At 65.3% G+C, this 17,752-nt stretch carries 16 protein-coding genes and 1 pseudogene; 6 read left to right on the top strand and 11 right to left on the bottom strand.

The features are described 5' to 3' along the window. Positions 1-2 precede the first annotated feature (2 nt). Genes P0645_RS04425 through P0645_RS04415 form a run of 3 tightly spaced genes read right to left on the bottom strand, consistent with a single transcriptional unit; the run spans position 3 to position 2,680 of the window. On the bottom strand, positions 3-1,013 hold the full coding sequence (locus P0645_RS04425; protein ID WP_284163373.1) for an SIS domain-containing protein: 1,011 nt from the start codon (positions 1,011-1,013) through the stop codon (positions 3-5). Between the two features lie 33 nt (positions 1,014-1,046). Next, positions 1,047-1,808, bottom strand: coding sequence for a GntR family transcriptional regulator (locus P0645_RS04420; RefSeq protein WP_284163341.1), 762 nt, complete (start codon positions 1,806-1,808; stop codon positions 1,047-1,049). Next, complete coding sequence (locus P0645_RS04415; RefSeq protein WP_284163340.1) at positions 1,805-2,680, bottom strand: glucosamine kinase nucleotide-binding domain-containing protein; 876 nt, start codon at positions 2,678-2,680, stop codon at positions 1,805-1,807. The genes P0645_RS04420 and P0645_RS04415 overlap by 4 nt, the downstream gene beginning before the upstream one ends. A 170-nt stretch (positions 2,681-2,850) precedes the next feature. On the opposite strand from P0645_RS04415, the gene P0645_RS04410 reads away from it, so the two are divergent. The 6 genes from P0645_RS04410 (at position 2,851) to P0645_RS04385 (ending at position 8,911) form a co-directional block, all read left to right on the top strand. Then, positions 2,851-3,783: an N-acetylmuramic acid 6-phosphate etherase gene (locus tag P0645_RS04410; RefSeq protein WP_284163339.1), complete on the top strand. Its 933-nt coding sequence runs from the start codon at positions 2,851-2,853 to the stop codon at positions 3,781-3,783. Beyond that, a complete protein-coding gene (locus tag P0645_RS04405; RefSeq protein WP_284163338.1) occupies positions 3,780-5,033 on the top strand; it encodes an ABC transporter substrate-binding protein in 1,254 nt (417 codons plus the stop codon). Before P0645_RS04410 ends, P0645_RS04405 begins: the two co-directional genes overlap by 4 nt. 96 nt (positions 5,034-5,129) lie before the next feature. After that, the gene (locus P0645_RS04400) at positions 5,130-6,041 is read left to right on the top strand and encodes a carbohydrate ABC transporter permease (protein WP_284163337.1); all 912 of its coding nucleotides are present in this window, start codon (positions 5,130-5,132) and stop codon (positions 6,039-6,041) included. A gap of 7 nt (positions 6,042-6,048) precedes the next feature. Next, positions 6,049-6,888, top strand: coding sequence for a carbohydrate ABC transporter permease (locus P0645_RS04395; protein WP_284163336.1), 840 nt, complete (start codon positions 6,049-6,051; stop codon positions 6,886-6,888). Next, a complete protein-coding gene (locus tag P0645_RS04390; protein WP_284163335.1) occupies positions 6,885-7,910 on the top strand; it encodes a Gfo/Idh/MocA family protein in 1,026 nt (341 codons plus the stop codon). The genes P0645_RS04395 and P0645_RS04390 overlap by 4 nt, the downstream gene beginning before the upstream one ends. A gap of 2 nt (positions 7,911-7,912) precedes the next feature. Next, entirely contained in the window at positions 7,913-8,911 is a 999-nt protein-coding gene (locus P0645_RS04385; RefSeq protein WP_284163334.1) for an ABC transporter ATP-binding protein, read from the top strand. A 64-nt stretch (positions 8,912-8,975) separates the two neighbouring features. Here P0645_RS04385 and P0645_RS04380 read toward each other — a convergent pair whose 3' ends face one another. The 8 genes and pseudogenes from P0645_RS04380 to P0645_RS04345 form a co-directional block, all read right to left on the bottom strand. Beyond that, positions 8,976-10,607: an alpha-D-glucose phosphate-specific phosphoglucomutase gene (locus P0645_RS04380; protein ID WP_284163333.1), complete on the bottom strand. Its 1,632-nt coding sequence runs from the start codon at positions 10,605-10,607 to the stop codon at positions 8,976-8,978. 153 nt (positions 10,608-10,760) lie between these two features. Next, the gene (gene phoB, locus P0645_RS04375) at positions 10,761-11,450 is read right to left on the bottom strand and encodes a phosphate regulon transcriptional regulator PhoB (RefSeq protein ID WP_284163332.1); all 690 of its coding nucleotides are present in this window, start codon (positions 11,448-11,450) and stop codon (positions 10,761-10,763) included. Between the two features lie 2 nt (positions 11,451-11,452). After that, positions 11,453-12,178: a phosphate signaling complex protein PhoU gene (phoU, locus tag P0645_RS04370; RefSeq protein ID WP_284163331.1), complete on the bottom strand. Its 726-nt coding sequence runs from the start codon at positions 12,176-12,178 to the stop codon at positions 11,453-11,455. 10 nt (positions 12,179-12,188) lie between these two features. Then, complete coding sequence (gene pstB / locus P0645_RS04365; RefSeq protein ID WP_284163330.1) at positions 12,189-12,983, bottom strand: phosphate ABC transporter ATP-binding protein PstB; 795 nt, start codon at positions 12,981-12,983, stop codon at positions 12,189-12,191. 7 nt (positions 12,984-12,990) lie between these two features. Then, entirely contained in the window at positions 12,991-14,295 is a 1,305-nt protein-coding gene (gene pstA / locus P0645_RS04360; RefSeq protein WP_284163329.1) for a phosphate ABC transporter permease PstA, read from the bottom strand. After that, positions 14,292-15,476, bottom strand: coding sequence for a phosphate ABC transporter permease subunit PstC (pstC, locus tag P0645_RS04355; protein ID WP_284163372.1), 1,185 nt, complete (start codon positions 15,474-15,476; stop codon positions 14,292-14,294). The genes pstA and pstC overlap by 4 nt, the downstream gene beginning before the upstream one ends. Before the next feature lie 114 nt (positions 15,477-15,590). Continuing rightward, positions 15,591-16,607 (bottom strand): annotated as a pseudogene (locus P0645_RS04350) (PstS family phosphate ABC transporter substrate-binding protein); the annotation flags it as partial. A gap of 55 nt (positions 16,608-16,662) precedes the next feature. Continuing rightward, positions 16,663-17,694: a substrate-binding domain-containing protein gene (locus tag P0645_RS04345; protein WP_284163328.1), complete on the bottom strand. Its 1,032-nt coding sequence runs from the start codon at positions 17,692-17,694 to the stop codon at positions 16,663-16,665. Positions 17,695-17,752 lie beyond the last annotated feature (58 nt).

Here is a 17,752-nt window from a genome sequence, read left to right as displayed (position 1 = left end):
CCTCAGATCGTCTCGGTGACCTTGCGCAGATGACGCGGCGCGTCGGGGTCGATGCCAGCCTCGCGCGCGAACCGCTCGACCATCGCGTAGAAAGAGACGATGAGCGCGATCGGATCGGTCAGCGGATGAGAGGTCGCAACGAACGGCAGTCGCCCGGCCGCGCGCACCTTGTCGGAAGTGACGAAGACGCGCGCGCCCTTGGCGGCTATCTTCTCGGCGATATCGACCACCGCATCCTCGGCCGCGTCGCGCGCCGCGAAAGCCAGAATCGGGAACCCGTCCGAGACGATCGAGACCGGGCCATGCAGCACTTCGGCCGAGGAATAATTCTCGGCATGGATCTGGCTGACTTCCTTGAATTTCAGCGCCGCCTCGCCCGAGACCGCATAGGACGGCCCGCGCCCGAGCGTATAGAGCGACCGCGCGCCCTGAAGCGCCGCGCGCAGTTCCGGCCAGTCATGCGCAACTGCCCGGCCAAGCGCCTCAGGTAGCGCAAGGAGCGCAGCGCGCAAGGCGGCATCGTCCTTCCATTCGGCCACCAGCGCAAGAAGGGCGACGACCGAGGTCACGAACGTCTTGGTCGCGGCCACGCTCAGTTCCGGCCCGGCCTTGATGTCGATTGTCTCGGCGCTGACCTCGGCGAGTTTCGATCCGGCGTCATTGGTGACGGCGATGGTCAGGGCACCGCCCGCAGAGGCCGACCGCGCCATCTCGACAATGTCGGGGCTGGCGCCGGACTGCGAGACCGAGACGCAAAGCGCCCCGTTCAGCCGCAGCTTCGCGCCATAGATCGAGGCGACCGAAGGACCGATCGAGGCGACCGGCAGGCCAAGCGTCAGTTCGGCGGCATATTTGAAGAAGGTCGCCGCCTGATCGGAAGACCCCCGCGCCACCGTCGCGATCACCGCCGGATCAAGCTCCCGCGCGGCGCGGGCCGCATGATGGATGGCCGCATGGCCATCGGTCAGCAGCCGTTCGACCGCTTCCGGTATTTCCCGGATTTCCGAAAACATGCGGCTGTTCTGATCGTCGGTCACGTCTGTCTCCTAGCGTTTTTCAGGCAGGCGCAGCTCGGCCACGAAATCGTAAGCGTCGCCACGATAGATCGAGCGGGTCAGTTCGACCGCCCTGCCCTCTGGCAGGAAGCCGATCCGTTCGATCCTGAGGCCCGCCGCCTGCGGGCGCACCTGCAGAAGGTCGGCATCCTCGGGCCCCAGGTTGATCGCGGAGATTTTCTGCATCGCCCGAACCGGCCGCCGACCGCGCTGCCCCAGCAGATCGTAAAGCGAGTTCTCGACCGACAAAGGGTCAGGCAGGATGTCGGGCGGCAGCGAGGCGCGTTCGATCGCCATCGGCCGGTCGTCGGCAAGCCTCAGGCGCGACAGCCGCACCACCTGATCGGCGGCGCCAAGGCTCAGCGTCAGCGCCTCGTCCGGCGCGGGCAGGAAAAGCCCGCGTTCCAGCCAGCGCACGGTCGGACGATAGCCCCGGCGGTTCATGTCCTCGGAGAAGGAGGTCAGATGCGACAGCGACTGTTCGACCCGGGCGGGCGCGGGCGCAACGAACGAGCCCGACCCCTGCCGCTGGATCACCAGCCCGCGCTCGACCAGTTCGGCGATCGCCTTGCGGACAGTCACGCGCGACAGGCCGGTGATCACGGCCATCTCGCGTTCCGGCGGCAACGGCATGTCATGGGCCAGGAAGCCCGAGGCGATGCCGTTTTCCAGCCGCTTGCGAAGTTGCACGTAGAGCGGCCCGCCTTCGTCCGAAAGCCAGTCCTCCGGCTGCAGAAACTCGGTCACCGTCATGCCACGCTCTCCGCGACCGTTGCCGCCAGAAGAAGCGCGCCATCCAGCGCCGTCCCCTCGGCCGGAACGATCCAGCGGCCGATCTTAGCGGGCAGGTGCCGGGCATAGACCTCGCCCAGACCGCCCGAGAGGCAGAGCCGTTCGCCCGCCCGCCATCCGATCACCTCGAGCGCGCGGGTCAGATAATCCACCCCCGCCATCAGGAGCTCGCGGCCCAGTTGGTCACCGGCCTCGGCGGCCGCGACAACCTCCGGCGCCAGGCGCGCCAGATCCGCAGGCACAGCACCCCGCGCGAAGGCGATCAGCCGCCCGGGGTCGCGCCCGTGGCGCGAGAGAATGTCGTCGGCGAAGGGACTTGCCGGGCGCAGCCCGTCGAGGACAAGCATCACCTCCTGCAGCAGCCTGAGGCCAAGCCAGCCGCCAGAGGCCTGATCGCCAAGAACAAGCCCGCGCCCGCCCAGATGACGCACTTGCCCCTCGGCTCGGCGCACGACGAATGAACCGGTGCCGACACCGATCAGCGTGCCCTCGCCCAGCCCGAGCGCGCCGGCCAGCATCGCCTCTTGATCGCCCGAAGCGCGAATGCGGGCGCCCGGAAAATGCCGGCAAAGCGCCGCTTCGACCCGTTCGGCCATCGCGGGCCCGGTGACGCCCGCAAGACCGAGCCAGATGGTCACGCCGGTCGCGTCGGCACCTGTCGAAGTCGGGCCTTTCAGATCGGAAAGCAGGCCCGCGATCGTGGCGATGCCGCCGTCAAAATCGCTTGTCACGTTCGCAGGTCCACCCGCGGCGATGCGGCGGGTGCCGCTTGCCGGATCGACAAGGGCGGCGCGGCAGCCGGAGCCACCGCCATCGACGCCGATATGAATCATCCGCCCGCTCTGCATGATGATACCTTTATAATACCTATTGAGTCATTGGAAGAGAAAAATGGCGCTATCCGCGTAATATTCTCTGAATACAGGCCGATTATGCTGACGCTTCAGATTGGACTTGATTGAAAGGTATTATAAAGGTATCTTTCTTGATCAAGGAGGATTCGATGGCCGACAAACAGACGGAACATCTGCATGCCGATGCCGCGGGACTGGACGCGCGTCCGGCCGCCGAGATTCTGGCGCTGCTTCTGTCCGGCCAGACGGCTGCGGTGGCATCCGTGGGCGCGGCCCTTCCAGATATCGCGCGGGGCGCGCGGCTGATGGCCGACGCCATCGCGGGTGGCGGACGCCTGGTCTATGCGGGCGCCGGTTCCTCGGCGCTGATGGCCAATGCCGACGGAATGGAACTGCCAGGCACCTACGGCATACCGGCGGAGCGTATCCTGCTTTGCATGGCGGGCGGCATACCCACCGACGCGCATATGCCGGGCGATACCGAGGATGACGGCGCTGCGGGCGCGGCTGCCGGGGCGTCGCTTGGCGCAGGCGATCTGGTGATCGCTGTCACTGCCTCGGGTTCCACCCCCTACCCGCTCGAACTGGCGCGCGCCGCGCGTCAGGGCGGCGCCCTGGTCGTGGCCATCGCCAACAACCGCGCGGCGCCGATCTTTGATCTGGCGGACGCGGCCATCGCGCTTCTGACGCCGCCTGAACTTATCGCCGGATCGACCCGGATGGGTGCAGGCACCGCGCAGAAAGTGGCGCTGAACCTTCTGTCGACCCTTGCCGCGATCCATCTCGGCCAGGTGCATGACGGGATGATGGTGGGCCTGAAAGCCGACAATGCAAAGCTGCGCGCCCGCGCGGCGGGGATCGTCGCGACCATCGCCGGGGTCGGCCCGGCGGAGGCGACCCAGAGCCTTGAAGCGGCCGGTGGCGACACCAAGGCAGCGGTGCTTGTCGCACTCGGGCAGGCACCGGGCGCGGCACGGGCGCTGCTCGCCGCCCATCACGGAAATCTCCGCGCGGCGCTCGCGCGGCTGAGACTGCCGGCGGCCAACGCCGGAGAGATTGCCAACCAAGGGAGTTCCTTATGACAAAGACAAGACTGGCGGCCCTCTTACTGACCTCGTCGCTTCTGGGCGGCGCGGCCTCGGCCGAGGATGTGACGCTGACGATCGAAAGCTGGCGCAACGATGACCTGACCATCTGGCAGGACAAGATCATCCCGGCATTCGAGGCGGCGAACCCCGGGATCAAGGTGGTCTTCGCGCCGACCGCGCCGGCGGAATATAACGCGGCACTGAACTCGAAGCTGGACGCCGGCACCGCGGGCGATCTGATCACCTGCCGCCCGTTCGACGCCTCGCTGGCGCTCTACGACAAGGGCCAGCTTGCCGATCTCTCGGGCCTCGCCTCGATGGCGAATTTCTCGGACGTCGCCAAATCCGCCTGGCAGACCGACGACGCTTCCGCCACCTTCTGCGTGCCGATGGCGTCGGTCATCCACGGCTTCATCTACAACAAGGATGCGTTCGACGCGCTCGGCATCGCGGTGCCGACGACCGAGGCCGAATTCTTCGCGGCCCTCGACAAGATCAAGGCGGACGGCACCTACATTCCGATGGCGATGGGCACCAATGACCAGTGGGAAGCCGCGACCATGGGCTACAACAATATCGGCCCGAACTACTGGAAGGGCGAGGAAGGCCGTCTGGCGCTGATCAAGGGCGAGCAGAAGCTGACCGACGAAGCCTGGGTCGCGCCCTACCGGCAGCTGGCCAAATGGAAGGATTATCTGGGCGACGGGTTCGAGGCGCAGACCTATCCCGACAGCCAGAACCTGTTCACGCTGGGTCGGGCCGCCGTCTATCCGGCCGGGTCGTGGGAAATCTCGGGCTTCAATGCACAGGCAGGCTTCAAGATGGGCGCCTTCCCGCCGCCGGTTCAGGCCGCGGGTGACGAATGCTACATCTCCGACCATACCGACATCGCGCTGGGGATGAACGCCAAGTCCGCGCATCCGGATGAGGCCAAGGTGTTCCTCGACTGGGTCGGCTCGGCCGAATTCGCGACGCTTTACGCCAACGCCCTGCCCGGCTTCTTCTCGCTCAATTCGACGCCGGTCGCGATGGAGGACCCGCTGGCGCAGGAATTCGTCTCGTGGCGCGACAAGTGCAAGTCAACGATCCGCTCGACCTACCAGATCCTGTCGCGCGGCACGCCGAACCTGGAGACCGAGACCTGGAACGCCAGCGTGAACGCGATCAAGGGCACCGAGACGCCCGAGGATGCCGGCAAGCGCCTGCAGGAAGGCCTCGCCTCCTGGTACGACCCGCAGAAGTGAGGTTTCGGGCGCTGACGCGCCCGATCCGGCGGGGGGCTGCCTGCCCCCCGCACCCCCCGGGGATATTTGAGCCACAGTGAAACAAGAGGGCAGGCCATGGCCGGGCGACCGCGTTCCCATATCGTCGTGTTTCTGGCACCGGCCGTCATCGTCTATACGGCGGTGATGATCTGGCCCCTTTTCAATACCTTGCGGCTGGCTCTTTATGTTGGAGGACCGGAGGGACGGCATTTCGCGGGGCTTGAAAACTTCCGGACGCTTTTCGGTGATCCGCGCTGGTCCGCGTCCTTCTGGAACGCGCTGGGCAACAATGTCTGGTTCTTCATCATCCACATGATCGTCCAGAATCCGATCGGCATCGCGCTCGCCGCGATCCTCAGTCATCCGCGCCTGCGCTTTTCGGCCTTCTATCGCTCGGCGATCTTCATTCCGACGATCCTCTCCTTCGTGATCGTCGGCTTTGCCTGGAAGCTGATCCTGTCGCCGATCTGGGGCATCGCGCCCAGCATGCTGGATGCTCTGGGGCTGAAGGCGCTCTTCGCCCCCTGGCTCGGCAAGGAGGACTATGCGCTGACGACGCTTGCGCTGATTTCTGTCTGGCAGTTCGTCGGCATTCCGATGATGCTGATCTATGCCGCCCTCCTGTCGATCCCCGAAGAGGTTCTGGAGGCGGGAGAGATCGACGGGCTGACCGGCTGGGCGGCCTTCTGGAAGATCAAGCTGCCCTTGATCCTGCCCTCGATCGGCATCATCTCGATCCTGACATTCGTCGGCAATTTCAATGCTTTCGACTTGATATACGCAGCCCAAGGCGCGCTTGCCGGGCCGAATTTCTCGACCGACATTCTCGGCACCTTCCTCTACCGCACCTTCTTCGGCTTCCAGCTGCAGCTGGGCGACCCGCACATGGGCTCGGCCATCGCCACCGCGATGTTCGCCATCATCCTGACCGGCGTCTGCATCTATCTCTGGGGTATCCAGACCCGCATGCGCCGCTATCAGTTTTGAGGGCACCATGAACAAGGCACGCCACAATCCGCTGAATTCCGCCGCCGCGCACGGGGCGCTGATCCTCTATACGTTGATCGCGCTCTTTCCGGTCTTCGTGATCCTCATCAACTCGTTCAAGACACGGAAGGCGATCTTCGCCGAGCCGCTGGCGCCGCCCCTTGGCGATGCCTTCTCGCTGATCGGTTATCAGACGGTGATGAAACAGGGCGATTTCTTCCTCTATTTCCAGAATTCGTTCATCGTTACCGTCGCTTCGCTGTTCTTCATCCTGCTCTTCGGCGCGATGGCGGCCTTCGCGCTGTCGGAATACCGCTTCCGCGGCAACATGCTGATGGGTCTCTACCTCGCGCTCGGCATCATGATCCCGATCCGTATCGGCACGGTGGCTATCCTCGAACTGATGGTCCAGACCGGGCTGATCAACACGCTTCTGGCACTGATCCTTGTCTATACAGCGCAAGGCCTGCCGCTTGCCGTCTTCATCCTCAGCGAGTTCATGCGCCAGGTGTCCGACGATCTGAAGAACGCCGGAAGGATCGACGGGATGAGCGAATATGCGATCTTTTTCAAGCTCGTGCTGCCACTTGTTCGCCCGGCCATGGCCACCGTCGCCGTCTTCAACATGATCCCGATCTGGAACGATCTCTGGTTCCCGCTCATCCTTGCGCCGGGGGAAAGCACCAAGACGCTGACGCTCGGCTCCCAGGTCTTCATCGGCCAGTTCGTGACCGACTGGAACGCGGTTCTCTCGGCCCTCTCGCTGGCCATCCTGCCGGTTCTTGTCCTTTACGTGATCTTCTCGCGACAACTGATCCGCGGCATCACTTCGGGGGCGGTGAAATGAAGGTTCTGGTCGCCGGTCTTGGCAATATGGGGATGAGCCATGCGCTGGCCCATCACAAGCTTGCCGGGGCGAAGATTGTCGGGCTGGTCAACCGCTCGACCACCGCCCTGCCAGCGGAGCTGCAATCCTATCAGTTTTTCAATGACTTCGATGCGGGTCTTGAGGAAACGCGACCCGATCTGGCAGTCATCGCGACCTATTCAGACAGCCATGCCGACTATGCCTGCCGGGCGATGGAAGCGGGCGCCCATGTCTTCGTGGAAAAACCGCTCGCGACCACCGTCGCCGATGCGCGCCGCGTCGTCGATTGCGCGAAGGCCCACGGGCGGAAGCTGGTCGTGGGTTACATCCTGCGCCACCATCCCTCCTGGCAACGCCTGATCGCCGAGGCGCGGGCGCTTGGCGGGCCATATGTCTTCCGGCTGAACCTGAACCAGCAGTCGACAGGCGCCGCCTGGGAAACGCACAAGCAACTGATGCAGACCACGCCGCCCATCGTCGATTGCGGCGTCCATTACGTCGATGTCATGTGCCAGATTACCGACGCCAAGCCCGTGCGCGTTCATGGGATGGGCCTGCGCCTGTCGGAAGAGATCGCCGAAAATATGTATAATTACGGGCAGTTCCAGGTCGTCTTTGATGATGGTTCCGTCGGCTGGTACGAGGCCGGCTGGGGCCCGATGATGTCCGAGGTCGCCTATTTCGTGAAGGACGTGATCAGCCCGAACGGCGCCGTCTCGATCCTTTCCGGCATGCACCCGGACAGCGACAGTGTCGAAGGGCACACCAAGGTCGGCAGCCTGCGCATCCACCGCGCCGACGGCACCGACCGCGATGTCGATTTCCCCGGCGAGCCCGGCCACCAGGCGCTCTGTGATGCCGAACAGGCCTACATGCTGAAGGCCATATCCGAAGACATCGACCTCACCCGGCATATGGAAGACGCCGTCCAGTCGCTCGCCATATGCCTAGCCGCCGACGAAAGCATCCGCAGCGGCCGCGCCATCGATCTGAAAGGTTGAAGATGACCGCCCTTGTCCTTGAAAGTATAAACAAATCCTTCGGCTCTGTCGACGTCCTGAAGGACATCAACCTGACGGTCGAGCCGGGCGAATTCATCGTCTTCGTCGGGCCTTCCGGCTGCGGGAAATCCACGCTTCTGCGCACCATCGCCGGGCTCGAGGATGCGACCTCTGGCCGGATCATGATCGGCGGCAGGGACGTTACCACCACACCGCCCGCCAAACGCGGCATCGCGATGGTGTTCCAAAGCTATGCGCTCTACCCCCATCTCGATGTCGAGGGAAACATGGCGCTTGGCCTGAAGCAGGCGGGTGAAGACAAGGCGACGATCACGGCGCGGGTGGCGACGGCGGCAAGGATGCTGAGCCTCGAGAGCTATCTCAAGCGCCGTCCCGCCGAACTCAGCGGCGGCCAGCGCCAGCGCGTGGCCATCGGCCGCGCGATCGTGCGCAAGCCCGAGCTTTTCCTGTTCGACGAGCCGCTCTCGAACCTCGATGCCGCGCTCCGCATGGCGACACGGGTGGAGATCGCGCGCCTCCACCGGGAGCTCGGCGCCTCGATGATCTATGTGACCCACGACCAGACCGAGGCGATGACGCTTGCCGACCGGATCGTCGTCCTGCGCGACGGGCGGATCGAACAGGTAGGCTCGCCCATGGAGCTTTACAACGACCCGGCCAACCAGTTCGTGGCGGGTTTCCTCGGCGCGCCCTCGATGAACTTCCTCGCGGCCGCCCCCCTCGGCGCACCGGGCGCGACGCTCGGCATCCGGCCGGAACATCTGAGGGTGGGCAAGGAGGGCCGCATCAGGGGGCGCACCACCCATGTCGAGCGTCTGGGCGGCGATACCAACCTGCTTGTCACCACAGAAGCCGGCGAAACCGTAACCGTCCGCCTCTTCGGCCAGCATCCGCATCAGGTGGACGAGGCGCTCGCGCTCGATTTCGATCCGCGCCATGCCTACGGCTTCGACGGCAAGGGCCAGAGACTGCGCTCCTGATCCCCTTCATTCTGGCGCAAATATCCCACGGGGGTCCGGGGGTGTGAAACCCCCGGGCGCCGGCTCAGGTCACCACGTCGGGCGCGGCGCGCCCGCTTGCCGCCCGGATCCCGGCCAGCGCCTCGGCAGCGCGGATCATCGGCGCCAACGCCTTTTGCACCTCGTCCTCCAGCCCCTCCGGCCCCGGGATGAACCGTTCCAGATAAAGCCGGATCGTCGCGCCCTCGGTACCCGTGCCAGAGAGCCGCAGGACGAACCGCGATCCGCCCTCGAAGGCGATGCGGATCCCCTGCCCGCTGGACACAGAGCCGTCAACGGGGTCTTCATAGGCGAAATCGTCGGCCGACGCGATCCGCATGCCCTCGACCGTCTGGCCGGGCAGGTCCGCAAGGCGCCCGCGCAAGCCGTTCATGATCGCGTCGGCCTGGGCAACGGGAAGCGCCTCGTAATCATGCCGCGAATAATAGTTGCGGCCAAAGCTCTGCCAGTGCTGATGAAGGATTTCATGAACGGTTTCCGCGCGTTCCGCCAGGACATTCAACCACAGAAGCACCGCCCACAGCCCGTCCTTCTCCCGCACATGGTCCGATCCGGTGCCAAAGCTTTCCTCGCCGCAGAGCGTCGCGCGGCCCGCATCCAGAAGGTTGCCGAAGAACTTCCAGCCGGTCGGCGTCTCGTACCTCCCGATCCCCAGCGCATCCGCCACGCGGTCGGCGGCGGCCGAGGTTGGCATCGAACGCGCAACGCCCTTCAGGCCCGCCCGGTAACCCGGTGCGAGATGGGCGTTCGCCGCCAGCACCGCGAGCGAATCCGAGGGTGAGACATAGATCCCCCGCCCGACCACCATGTTGCGGTCGCCGTCGCCGTCGGAGGCCGCGCCAAACTCCGGCGCGTCGGGGCCCATCATCTCCTCCATCAGCTCATGCGCCCAGGTCGGGTTCGGGTCGGGATGCATGCCGCCGAAGTCCGGCAAGGGCGTGCCATGCGTCACGGTGCCTTTCGGCGCGCCCAGCCGGTTTTCAAGGATTTCCGTCGCGTAGGGCCCGGTCACCGCGCACATGGCATCGAACCGCATCCGGAAGCCGCCCGCAAAAAGCGCGCGCATCTTCGGGAAGTCAAAGAGGCTTTCCATCAACGACGCATAGTCCGCCACCGGGTCAATGACGCAGACTTCCATGTTCCCAATGACTTGCGTTCCAATCTTCATCAGATCGACATCCATCGTCTCGACGATCCGGTAGCTGTCGATAACCTTCGTTCGCGCGAAGATCGCCTCGGTTACTGCCTCCGGCGCCGGGCCGCCATTCGGCATGTTGAACTTCACGCCGAAATCCTCGTCGAGCCCGCCCGGATTGTGGCTGGCCGACAGGATGATGCCGCCGTCGGTCCGGTTCAGCCGGATCAGGTGCGAGGCGGCGGGCGTCGACAGCAGCGCCCCCTGCCCCACGATCACCTTCCGCGCGCCATTCGCCGCGGCCATGCGCAGGATCACCTGCGCCGCGCGGTCGTTGAAATAGCGCCCGTCGCCGCCGAGGACGAAGGATTTGCCCTCCGCGCCCCCGATCGCATCGAAGGTCGCCTGGATGAAATTCTCCAGATAATGGTGCCCCATGAAGACCCTGGTCTTCTTGCGCAGGCCCGATGTGCCGGGCTTCTGCCCCTCGATCGGCTGGGTGGGGATGGTCAGAAGCTGCATGGTGACCTCATTTGCCCGAAGCTGCGGCGCCGGGCGGCGAAGCCGCCCCTGCCCGCGTCATAGGCCGTCCCACGCCCCCGCTGTCAAGCCGGAGCCGCATCAGCGGCGGTTCTTTGCGCGAAGAGCGGGCGAAGCCCGACGATGAGCGCGCCGTCAGCCGAGCGCATAGCCCGCGCCGCGCACCGTGCGCAGCGGATCCTCGCCGCCATGGGCGCAGAGCGCCTTCCTCAGCCGGCCGACATGCACGTCCACGGTCCGTGTATCGACATAGATATCGCGCCCCCAGACCCGGTCGAGCAGCTGTTCGCGGCTCCAGACCCGCCCGGGCTTTTCAAGGAAAGTGGTCAGAAGCCGGAACTCGGTCGGCCCAAGCTTCAGAAGCTGTCCGGCGCGATGGACACGGTGGGTCGTGGCGTCGAGCGAGATATCTTCATATTCCAGCAGCTCGCCCTGGCTCGCGGGCCGGGTGCGGCGCAACTGCGTGCGGACCCGCGCCATCAGTTCGGCCACCGAATAGGGTTTGACCACATAATCGTCGGCGCCGGTTTCAAGGCCCCGCACCAGATCGACCTCCTCGGACCGCGCCGACAGCATGATGATCGGCACGCCCTTGGTCTCTGCCCGGGTTTTCAGCCTTCGGCAGACCTCGATGCCCGAGACGCTCGGCAGCATCCAGTCCAGGACGATCAGGTCGGGCCTGTCCTCGGCCACCATCAGAAGCGCCTCTTCGCCGTCATCGGCCTGGGCGACGCGAAAGCCCTGCGCCTCGAGATTGTAGGCCAGGATCTCGCGCTGCGCCGGTTCGTCCTCGACGACCAGGACCGAGGGAGAGCTGCGGTCCATCGTCACGCCCCCGCGGCCGGTTTCAGATCGGCGACATTCTCGGCCTTGGGCCGGTCGTCGTCGGGCAGTTCGCCGGTGATCAGATAGACCACCTGCTCGGCGATCGTGGTCGCATGATCGCCCATCCGCTCGATGTTCTTGGCGATGAAATGCAGATGCATGCAGGCGGTGATATTGCGTGGGTCTTCCATCATGTGGGTCAGGAATTCGCGGAAAAGCGCATTGTACATCTGGTCGACCTCGCGGTCGCGGGTGCGCACGTCCTGCGCCAGGTCGAGATGCCGGCCCGCATAGGCATTGAGCGCGTCCGACAGAAGTTCGGTCACGGTCTTTGCCATGCGCCGAAGCGAGGCGCCGGAACCGGTAACCGCCCCTTGCGGCCCCATCTGCGCAAGCGCCTGGGTGCGCTTGCCCATGTTCTTGGCATAATCGCCGACCCGCTCCAGCGAGGCGGCGATCTTCATCACCGTCAGAACCAGTCGCAGGTCGGACGCCGTCGGCGCGCGCAGCGCGATCACACGCGCCGCCTCCTCGTTGATCTTCAGCTCCAGCGCGTCGATGGCCTTGTCGGCGCGGCGCACCTCTTCGGCCAGTTCCTCGTCGCGCGCCTCAAGCGACTTGGCGGCATCGAGGATCGCGGTCTCGACCATGCCTCCCATCTTCATCACGAGCGCCTGGATCGCCTCCAGGTCGCGGTCGAAGGCGCGGGCGATATGTTGTTCTGCCATGTCCGTCTCCTCAGCCGATCCGGCCGGTGATGTAGCTTTCGGTGCGCGGATCGCGCGGGTTGGTGAAAATCTGCGTCGTCTCGCCATATTCGACAAGGTTGCCGAGATGGAAGAAGGCGGTTTTCTGGCTGACGCGGGCGGCCTGCTGCATCGAATGGGTGACGATGACAACCGAGAAATTGGTGCGCAGCTCGTCGATCAGTTCCTCGACCTGGGCCGTGGCGATCGGGTCGAGCGCCGAACAGGGTTCGTCCATCAAAAGCACCTCCGGCTCGGTCGCGACCGCGCGCGCGATGCAAAGGCGCTGCTGCTGGCCGCCCGACAGGCCGGTGCCCGGCGCCTGAAGGCGATCCTTCACCTCGTTCCAGAGCGCGGCACGGCGCAGCGATTTCTCCACCACCTCGTCAAGTTCGGCCTTCGATCGCGTCAGCCCGTGAATGCGCGGCCCGTACGCGACGTTGTCATAGATCGACTTCGGGAAGGGGTTCGGCTTCTGGAACACCATGCCGACCTTGGCGCGCAGCTGCACCGGATCGACGCGCGGGTCGTAGATATCCTCGTCATCGAGCGTGATCCGCCCCTCGACCCGGCAGGAGGGGATCGTGTCGTTCATCCGGTTGAGGCACCTGAGGAAGGTCGACTTGCCGCAGCCCGAGGGGCCGATGAAGGCGGTCACCGTCTTGTCGAGGATATTCACATCGACATCCTTGATCGCATGGTTCTCGCCATAGAAAACCTGCACCTTGTCGGCCTTGATCTTTACCGTTTCGATATCCACGGCCCGCTCCGCTCTTTGGTCTTTCATGGTGATCTTACCAGCGACGTTCGAATTTGCGGCGCAGATAGATCGCGACCGCGTTCATGAGGATGAGGAAGGCCAGAAGCACGATGATCGCGCCCGAGGCCCGTTCGACGAAACCGGGGTCGCCCCGGGTGGTCCAGTTGTAGACCTGCACCGGCAGCGCGGCGGCAGGGTCGAAGAAGCCGCCGGGAAAGTCGCGCACGAAGGCGACCATGCCGATGAGGAGAAGGGGCGCGGTCTCTCCCAGAGCCTGCGCGAGCCCGATGATCATGCCGGTCAGGATGCCGGGCATGGCGAGCGGCAGGACATGGTGAAAGACCGTCTGCAGTTTCGAGGCCCCGACGCCGAGCGCCGCATCGCGGATCGAGGGCGGCACCGCCTTCAGCGCGGCGCGCGTCGGGATGATGATGCGCGGCAGCGTCATGAGCGTCAGCACAAGGCCGCCGACGATGGGTGCGGATTGCGGCAGACCAGCGAAATTGATGAAGATCGCGAGGCCGAGGATCCCGTAGACGATTGAAGGGACGGCCGCGAGGTTGGCGATATTCACCTCGATCAGGTCGGTCCAGCGGTTCTTCGGTGCGAATTCCTCAAGATAGACCGAGGCGGCAACGCCGATTGGCAGCGACAGCACAAGGACGACAGCCATCATCAGGAACGAACCGACGATGGCGATGCCAAGGCCCGCAGCCTCGGGCCGTTTGTCGGATGCATCGGGCATGGTCAGGAAGCCCGGATTGAAGGCGATGGTCAGCACACCCTCGTCCTTCAGCCGGTCGGCGAGAACAAGCTGCGCGGGCGAGACATTCTTGTCGAGTGCGGCGCTTTCCATCGTCACGCGGCCTTTGTAGTAACCGTCGATCCGGCCGGAGGCGAGCGCGCGGAAGGTGATCGTCTGGCCGATAAGCGTGGGGTCGGCCAGAACCATGGTGCGCAAGGTGGCCGAGGATTCCTCCGACAGCATCTTCGCGAACTCCTTGGCCTTCACCTCGCCCGCCTCGATGCCGCGCGCGGCAATCTCGGCCTCCAGCGCCTTGGCTATGAGCTTGCCGTAGGTCGTCGTCGTGACCTTCGACAGGGCGGCCGGATCGCCGCTGCCCGACTTGTCGAGAAGCTTCGCGTCGAGCGTCACGGGGAAGGTCAGGAAGGTCTGGCGGAAGGCGGGTGCGCCAGCACCCAGGATCGAGATCAGCAGCCAGACGAGTGCCAGAAGCGCCAGCACGATGGCCGAGAAGCCATAGGCGCGGAACCGGCCCTCGGCCCGGTTGCGGGCGGCGGTTCGGGCGTCCTTGGCGAAAAGCGATTTGCCGCTCATTCATACTGCTCCCGGTATTTGCGCACGATCACGAGCGCCAGCACATTGAGGCCGAGCGTGACGAGGAACAGGGTCAGGCCAAGCGCGAAGGCCACAAGCGTCTCGGGGCTGGCGAATTCGGTATCGCCGGTCAGCTGGCTCACGATCTTGACGGTGACGGTGGTCATCGCCTCGAACGGGTTGAGCGACAGTTTCGCCGCCGCCCCCGCGCCCATCACGACGATCATCGTCTCGCCGATGGCGCGCGAGGCAGCCAGAAGCACGGCGCCGACGATCCCCGGCAGCGCGGCGGGCAGCACCACCTGGCGCACCGTCTCGGACGGTGTCGCGCCAAGGCCGAGCGAGCCATCGCGCAAGGACTGCGGCACGGCATTGATGATGTCGTCGGACAGGGACGAGACGAACGGGATCACCATGATCCCCATGACAAGCCCCGCCGTCATCACCGAAGAGGAGGACGAACCGATCCCGAGCGGTTGCGCGAACCAGTCGCGCAGCAAGGGGCCGACGGTGATCAGCGCGAAGAGGCCGTAGACGATGGTCGGAATGCCCGCGAGTATCTCGATCGCCGGTTTCACCCAGGCGCGGGTGCGTTTCGAGGCATATTCCGCCAGATAGATCGCCGACATCAGCCCAACCGGCACCGCGACCAGCAGCGCGATGAACGAGACATAGAAGGTGCCCCAGATCAAGGGCCATATGCCGAGCGAGGACCCGCCCCGGAACTGCGGGTTCCAGGTGGTCGAGAAGAAGAAATCGGCCGCCGGATAAAGCTTGAAGAAATGCCCGGCCTCGACCACGAGCGAGGCAAAGATGCCCGCCGTGGTCAGGACCGCGATCAGCGAACAGCCGATCAGCGCCGCCATCACCACCCGCTCGACCGCCGTCCGCGCCCTGAGGTCGGGGCTGATCCTGGCATAGCCGTAGGCGCCGCCAGCCAAGCCGGGCAGAAGGGTCGCGGAGACGGCGAGCGCAGGCGAGCCGCCCGGCCCGACCCCACCCCAGGCCAGAAGGCCAAGCGCGCCCGGCAGAACTGCCGACAGAAGGACCAGCGCGCCGTGATAGGCAGGCACCGAATGGAAAATCGCAGTCCCCGCCGCGCGAACCTGCGCGGCACGCTGCCGACCGGCAACAAGAGCGGCGGCCCCGAGGACCGCGAGAGCCAGAAGCGCGATCAGGATAGGCCTGCCACCCGCTTCGGTGACCGGCGGCGCCGCCTCTGGCGCAGACGCCGCAGGCGCGGGCGTCGTGGCCGATGGCTCGGCGCCTTCTCCCATGTCCAGCACTCTGCCCGCGTCGACGGCAGCCCGGGTTTCGGCCAGCGCGGGGTCAGGCACCAGACCGTAGCCGGACAGCAGCCCGCCCGGCCCGGCGATCTCGTCGGACAGGAAATAGAGCACGTAATCGCGCAGACCCGGCACCAGATCGAAATGCGCGGGTTTCACATAGAAATAGAGCGGGCGGGAGACCGGATAGGCGCCTTTGGCGATGGTCTCGACCGTAGGCTCGACCCCCTCGACCGTCGCGACGCGCAGCTTGTCGGCGTTGTTTTCATAGAACGACAGGCCAAAGACCCCGATTGCATCGGGATTGGCCGCGACGCGCGCCAGCGTCTCGGCATAATCGCCGTCGATATCGACCGACCGCCCGTCGGTGCGCAGCTCAAGGCAGGCCTTGGTCGCCGCCTTGGCCTTGTCTTCCTCGCTGCCAGTGGCAGCGGCGGCAAACAGCGCCTCGGCGCCTGCCGCGGCGCAGCCGACCTCCAGCACTTTCTGGTCGAAGACTTCGCGGCTGCCATGTTTGGTGCCGGGGATGAAGAGGGTGATCGGCTGGTCGGGCAACCCCGCGTCGATCTCGCTCCAGCGCGAGGCGCGGTTCGCCGCAAGCGCGCCGTCCTGCGGCACCCGGGCCGCGAGCGCGCGCCAGATCAGTTCGGGCGTCAGCGCGAACCCGGGCCCCTCGCGGCGCGAGGCAAAGACGATCCCGTCATAGCCGATCCGCACTTCCATAAGCGCCGTCACGCCGTTCGCGCGGCAAAGCTCGATGTCCGACGGCTTGATCGGCGAGGAGGAATTGGCGATGTCGAGCGTCGCCTCCCCCTGCCCTTCGCAGAGCTTCTTGCGGCCCGCGCCCGATCCGCCGCCTTCCACGACCGGGGTCGGAAAGCCCCGGTTCTCGCCGAAGGCCTCGGCGACGATGGTCGCATAGGGCAAGACGGTCGAGGAACCTGCGATCTGGATCTGGTCGCGCGCCGAGGCCGCACCCGGCAGAAGGAGAGCGGCGGCAATCAGGGCAAGGCAGCGAGGGGTCATTCTGTCTTTCCAGGTGATCCGGGGGCGAACGCCGCCCCCGGAGATGACTTAAGGGTCAGTTCAGCGGCTTCATGATGGTTTCGGCATCCACCATCGCCTGGGTCGCGGCCAGTTCCGGGTCAGGCACGAGGCCGTAATCGGCCAGCGCGCCATCGGGGCCCGCCATCTCGTCGGAGAGGAAGAACTGGACATATTCCTTCAGGCCGGGGATCACGCCGATATGCTGCTTCTTGACGTAGAAGAAGAGCGGGCGCGAGACCGGATAGTCACCCGAAGAAATCGTCTCGACCGAAGGCACCACGCCGTCCATCGTCGCGACCTTCAGCTTGTCGGTGTTGTTTTCGTAGAACGACAGGCCAAAGACGCCGACCGCGTTCTTGTTGGCGTCAAGGCGCGAGAGCGTCTCGGTATAGTCGCCGTCGATATCGACCGTGGTGCCGTCGGTGCGGAGCGCGAGGCAGGCTTTCTTGCCGTCTTCCTCGCCCTTGGCGGCGACCAGAGCCTCTTCGGCCCCGGTGGCCTTGCAGCCGGCCTCCAGAACCTTCACGTCGAACACTTCACGGGTGCCGTGCTTGGTGCCCGGAATGAAGGTCAGGATGTCCTGCGCGGGCAGGCTGGGGTTCACGTCGGCCCAGGTCCTGGCGGTATTGGCGACAAGCTGGCCATCCTTCACCACTTCGGCGGCGATGGCGCCGTAAAGGTCGGCGGGCGTCAGCGCGAAATCGGCGCCGTTGATGTCGGAGGCGAAGACGATCCCGTCATAGCCGATCCGCACTTCCATGATCTCGGTCACGCCATTCTGGGCACAGAGGTCGATGTCGGACTGCTTGATGCGCGAGGAGGAGTTGGCGATGTCAATCGTATTGTCGCCTACGCCCTCGCAAAGCTTCTTGCGGCCCGCGCCCGAACCGCCGCCCTCGACGACCGGGGTCGGGAAATCGAAATTCTCGCCGAAGGCTTCGGCGACGATGGTCGCATAGGGCAGCACGGTCGAGGAACCGGCAATCTGCAGCTGGTCGCGGGCGTCGGCGGCGGTAGCGGCAGCAGCCAGCGCGATCACGGACGCGGAATATTTCAGGATGGTCATATCTGTCTCCGTCACATCCGGCCGTCCCTTCGACGACCTTGAGGGCGGCATAGGCGCT

It is taken from the genome of Frigidibacter sp. SD6-1 (genome assembly GCF_030143255.1).
In the GTDB taxonomy this organism is placed as follows: Bacteria; Pseudomonadota; Alphaproteobacteria; order Rhodobacterales; family Rhodobacteraceae; genus TMP-24.
The sequence above is the reverse complement of the archived record's forward strand: the minus strand, read 5'-3'. Positions and strand labels throughout refer to the sequence as shown.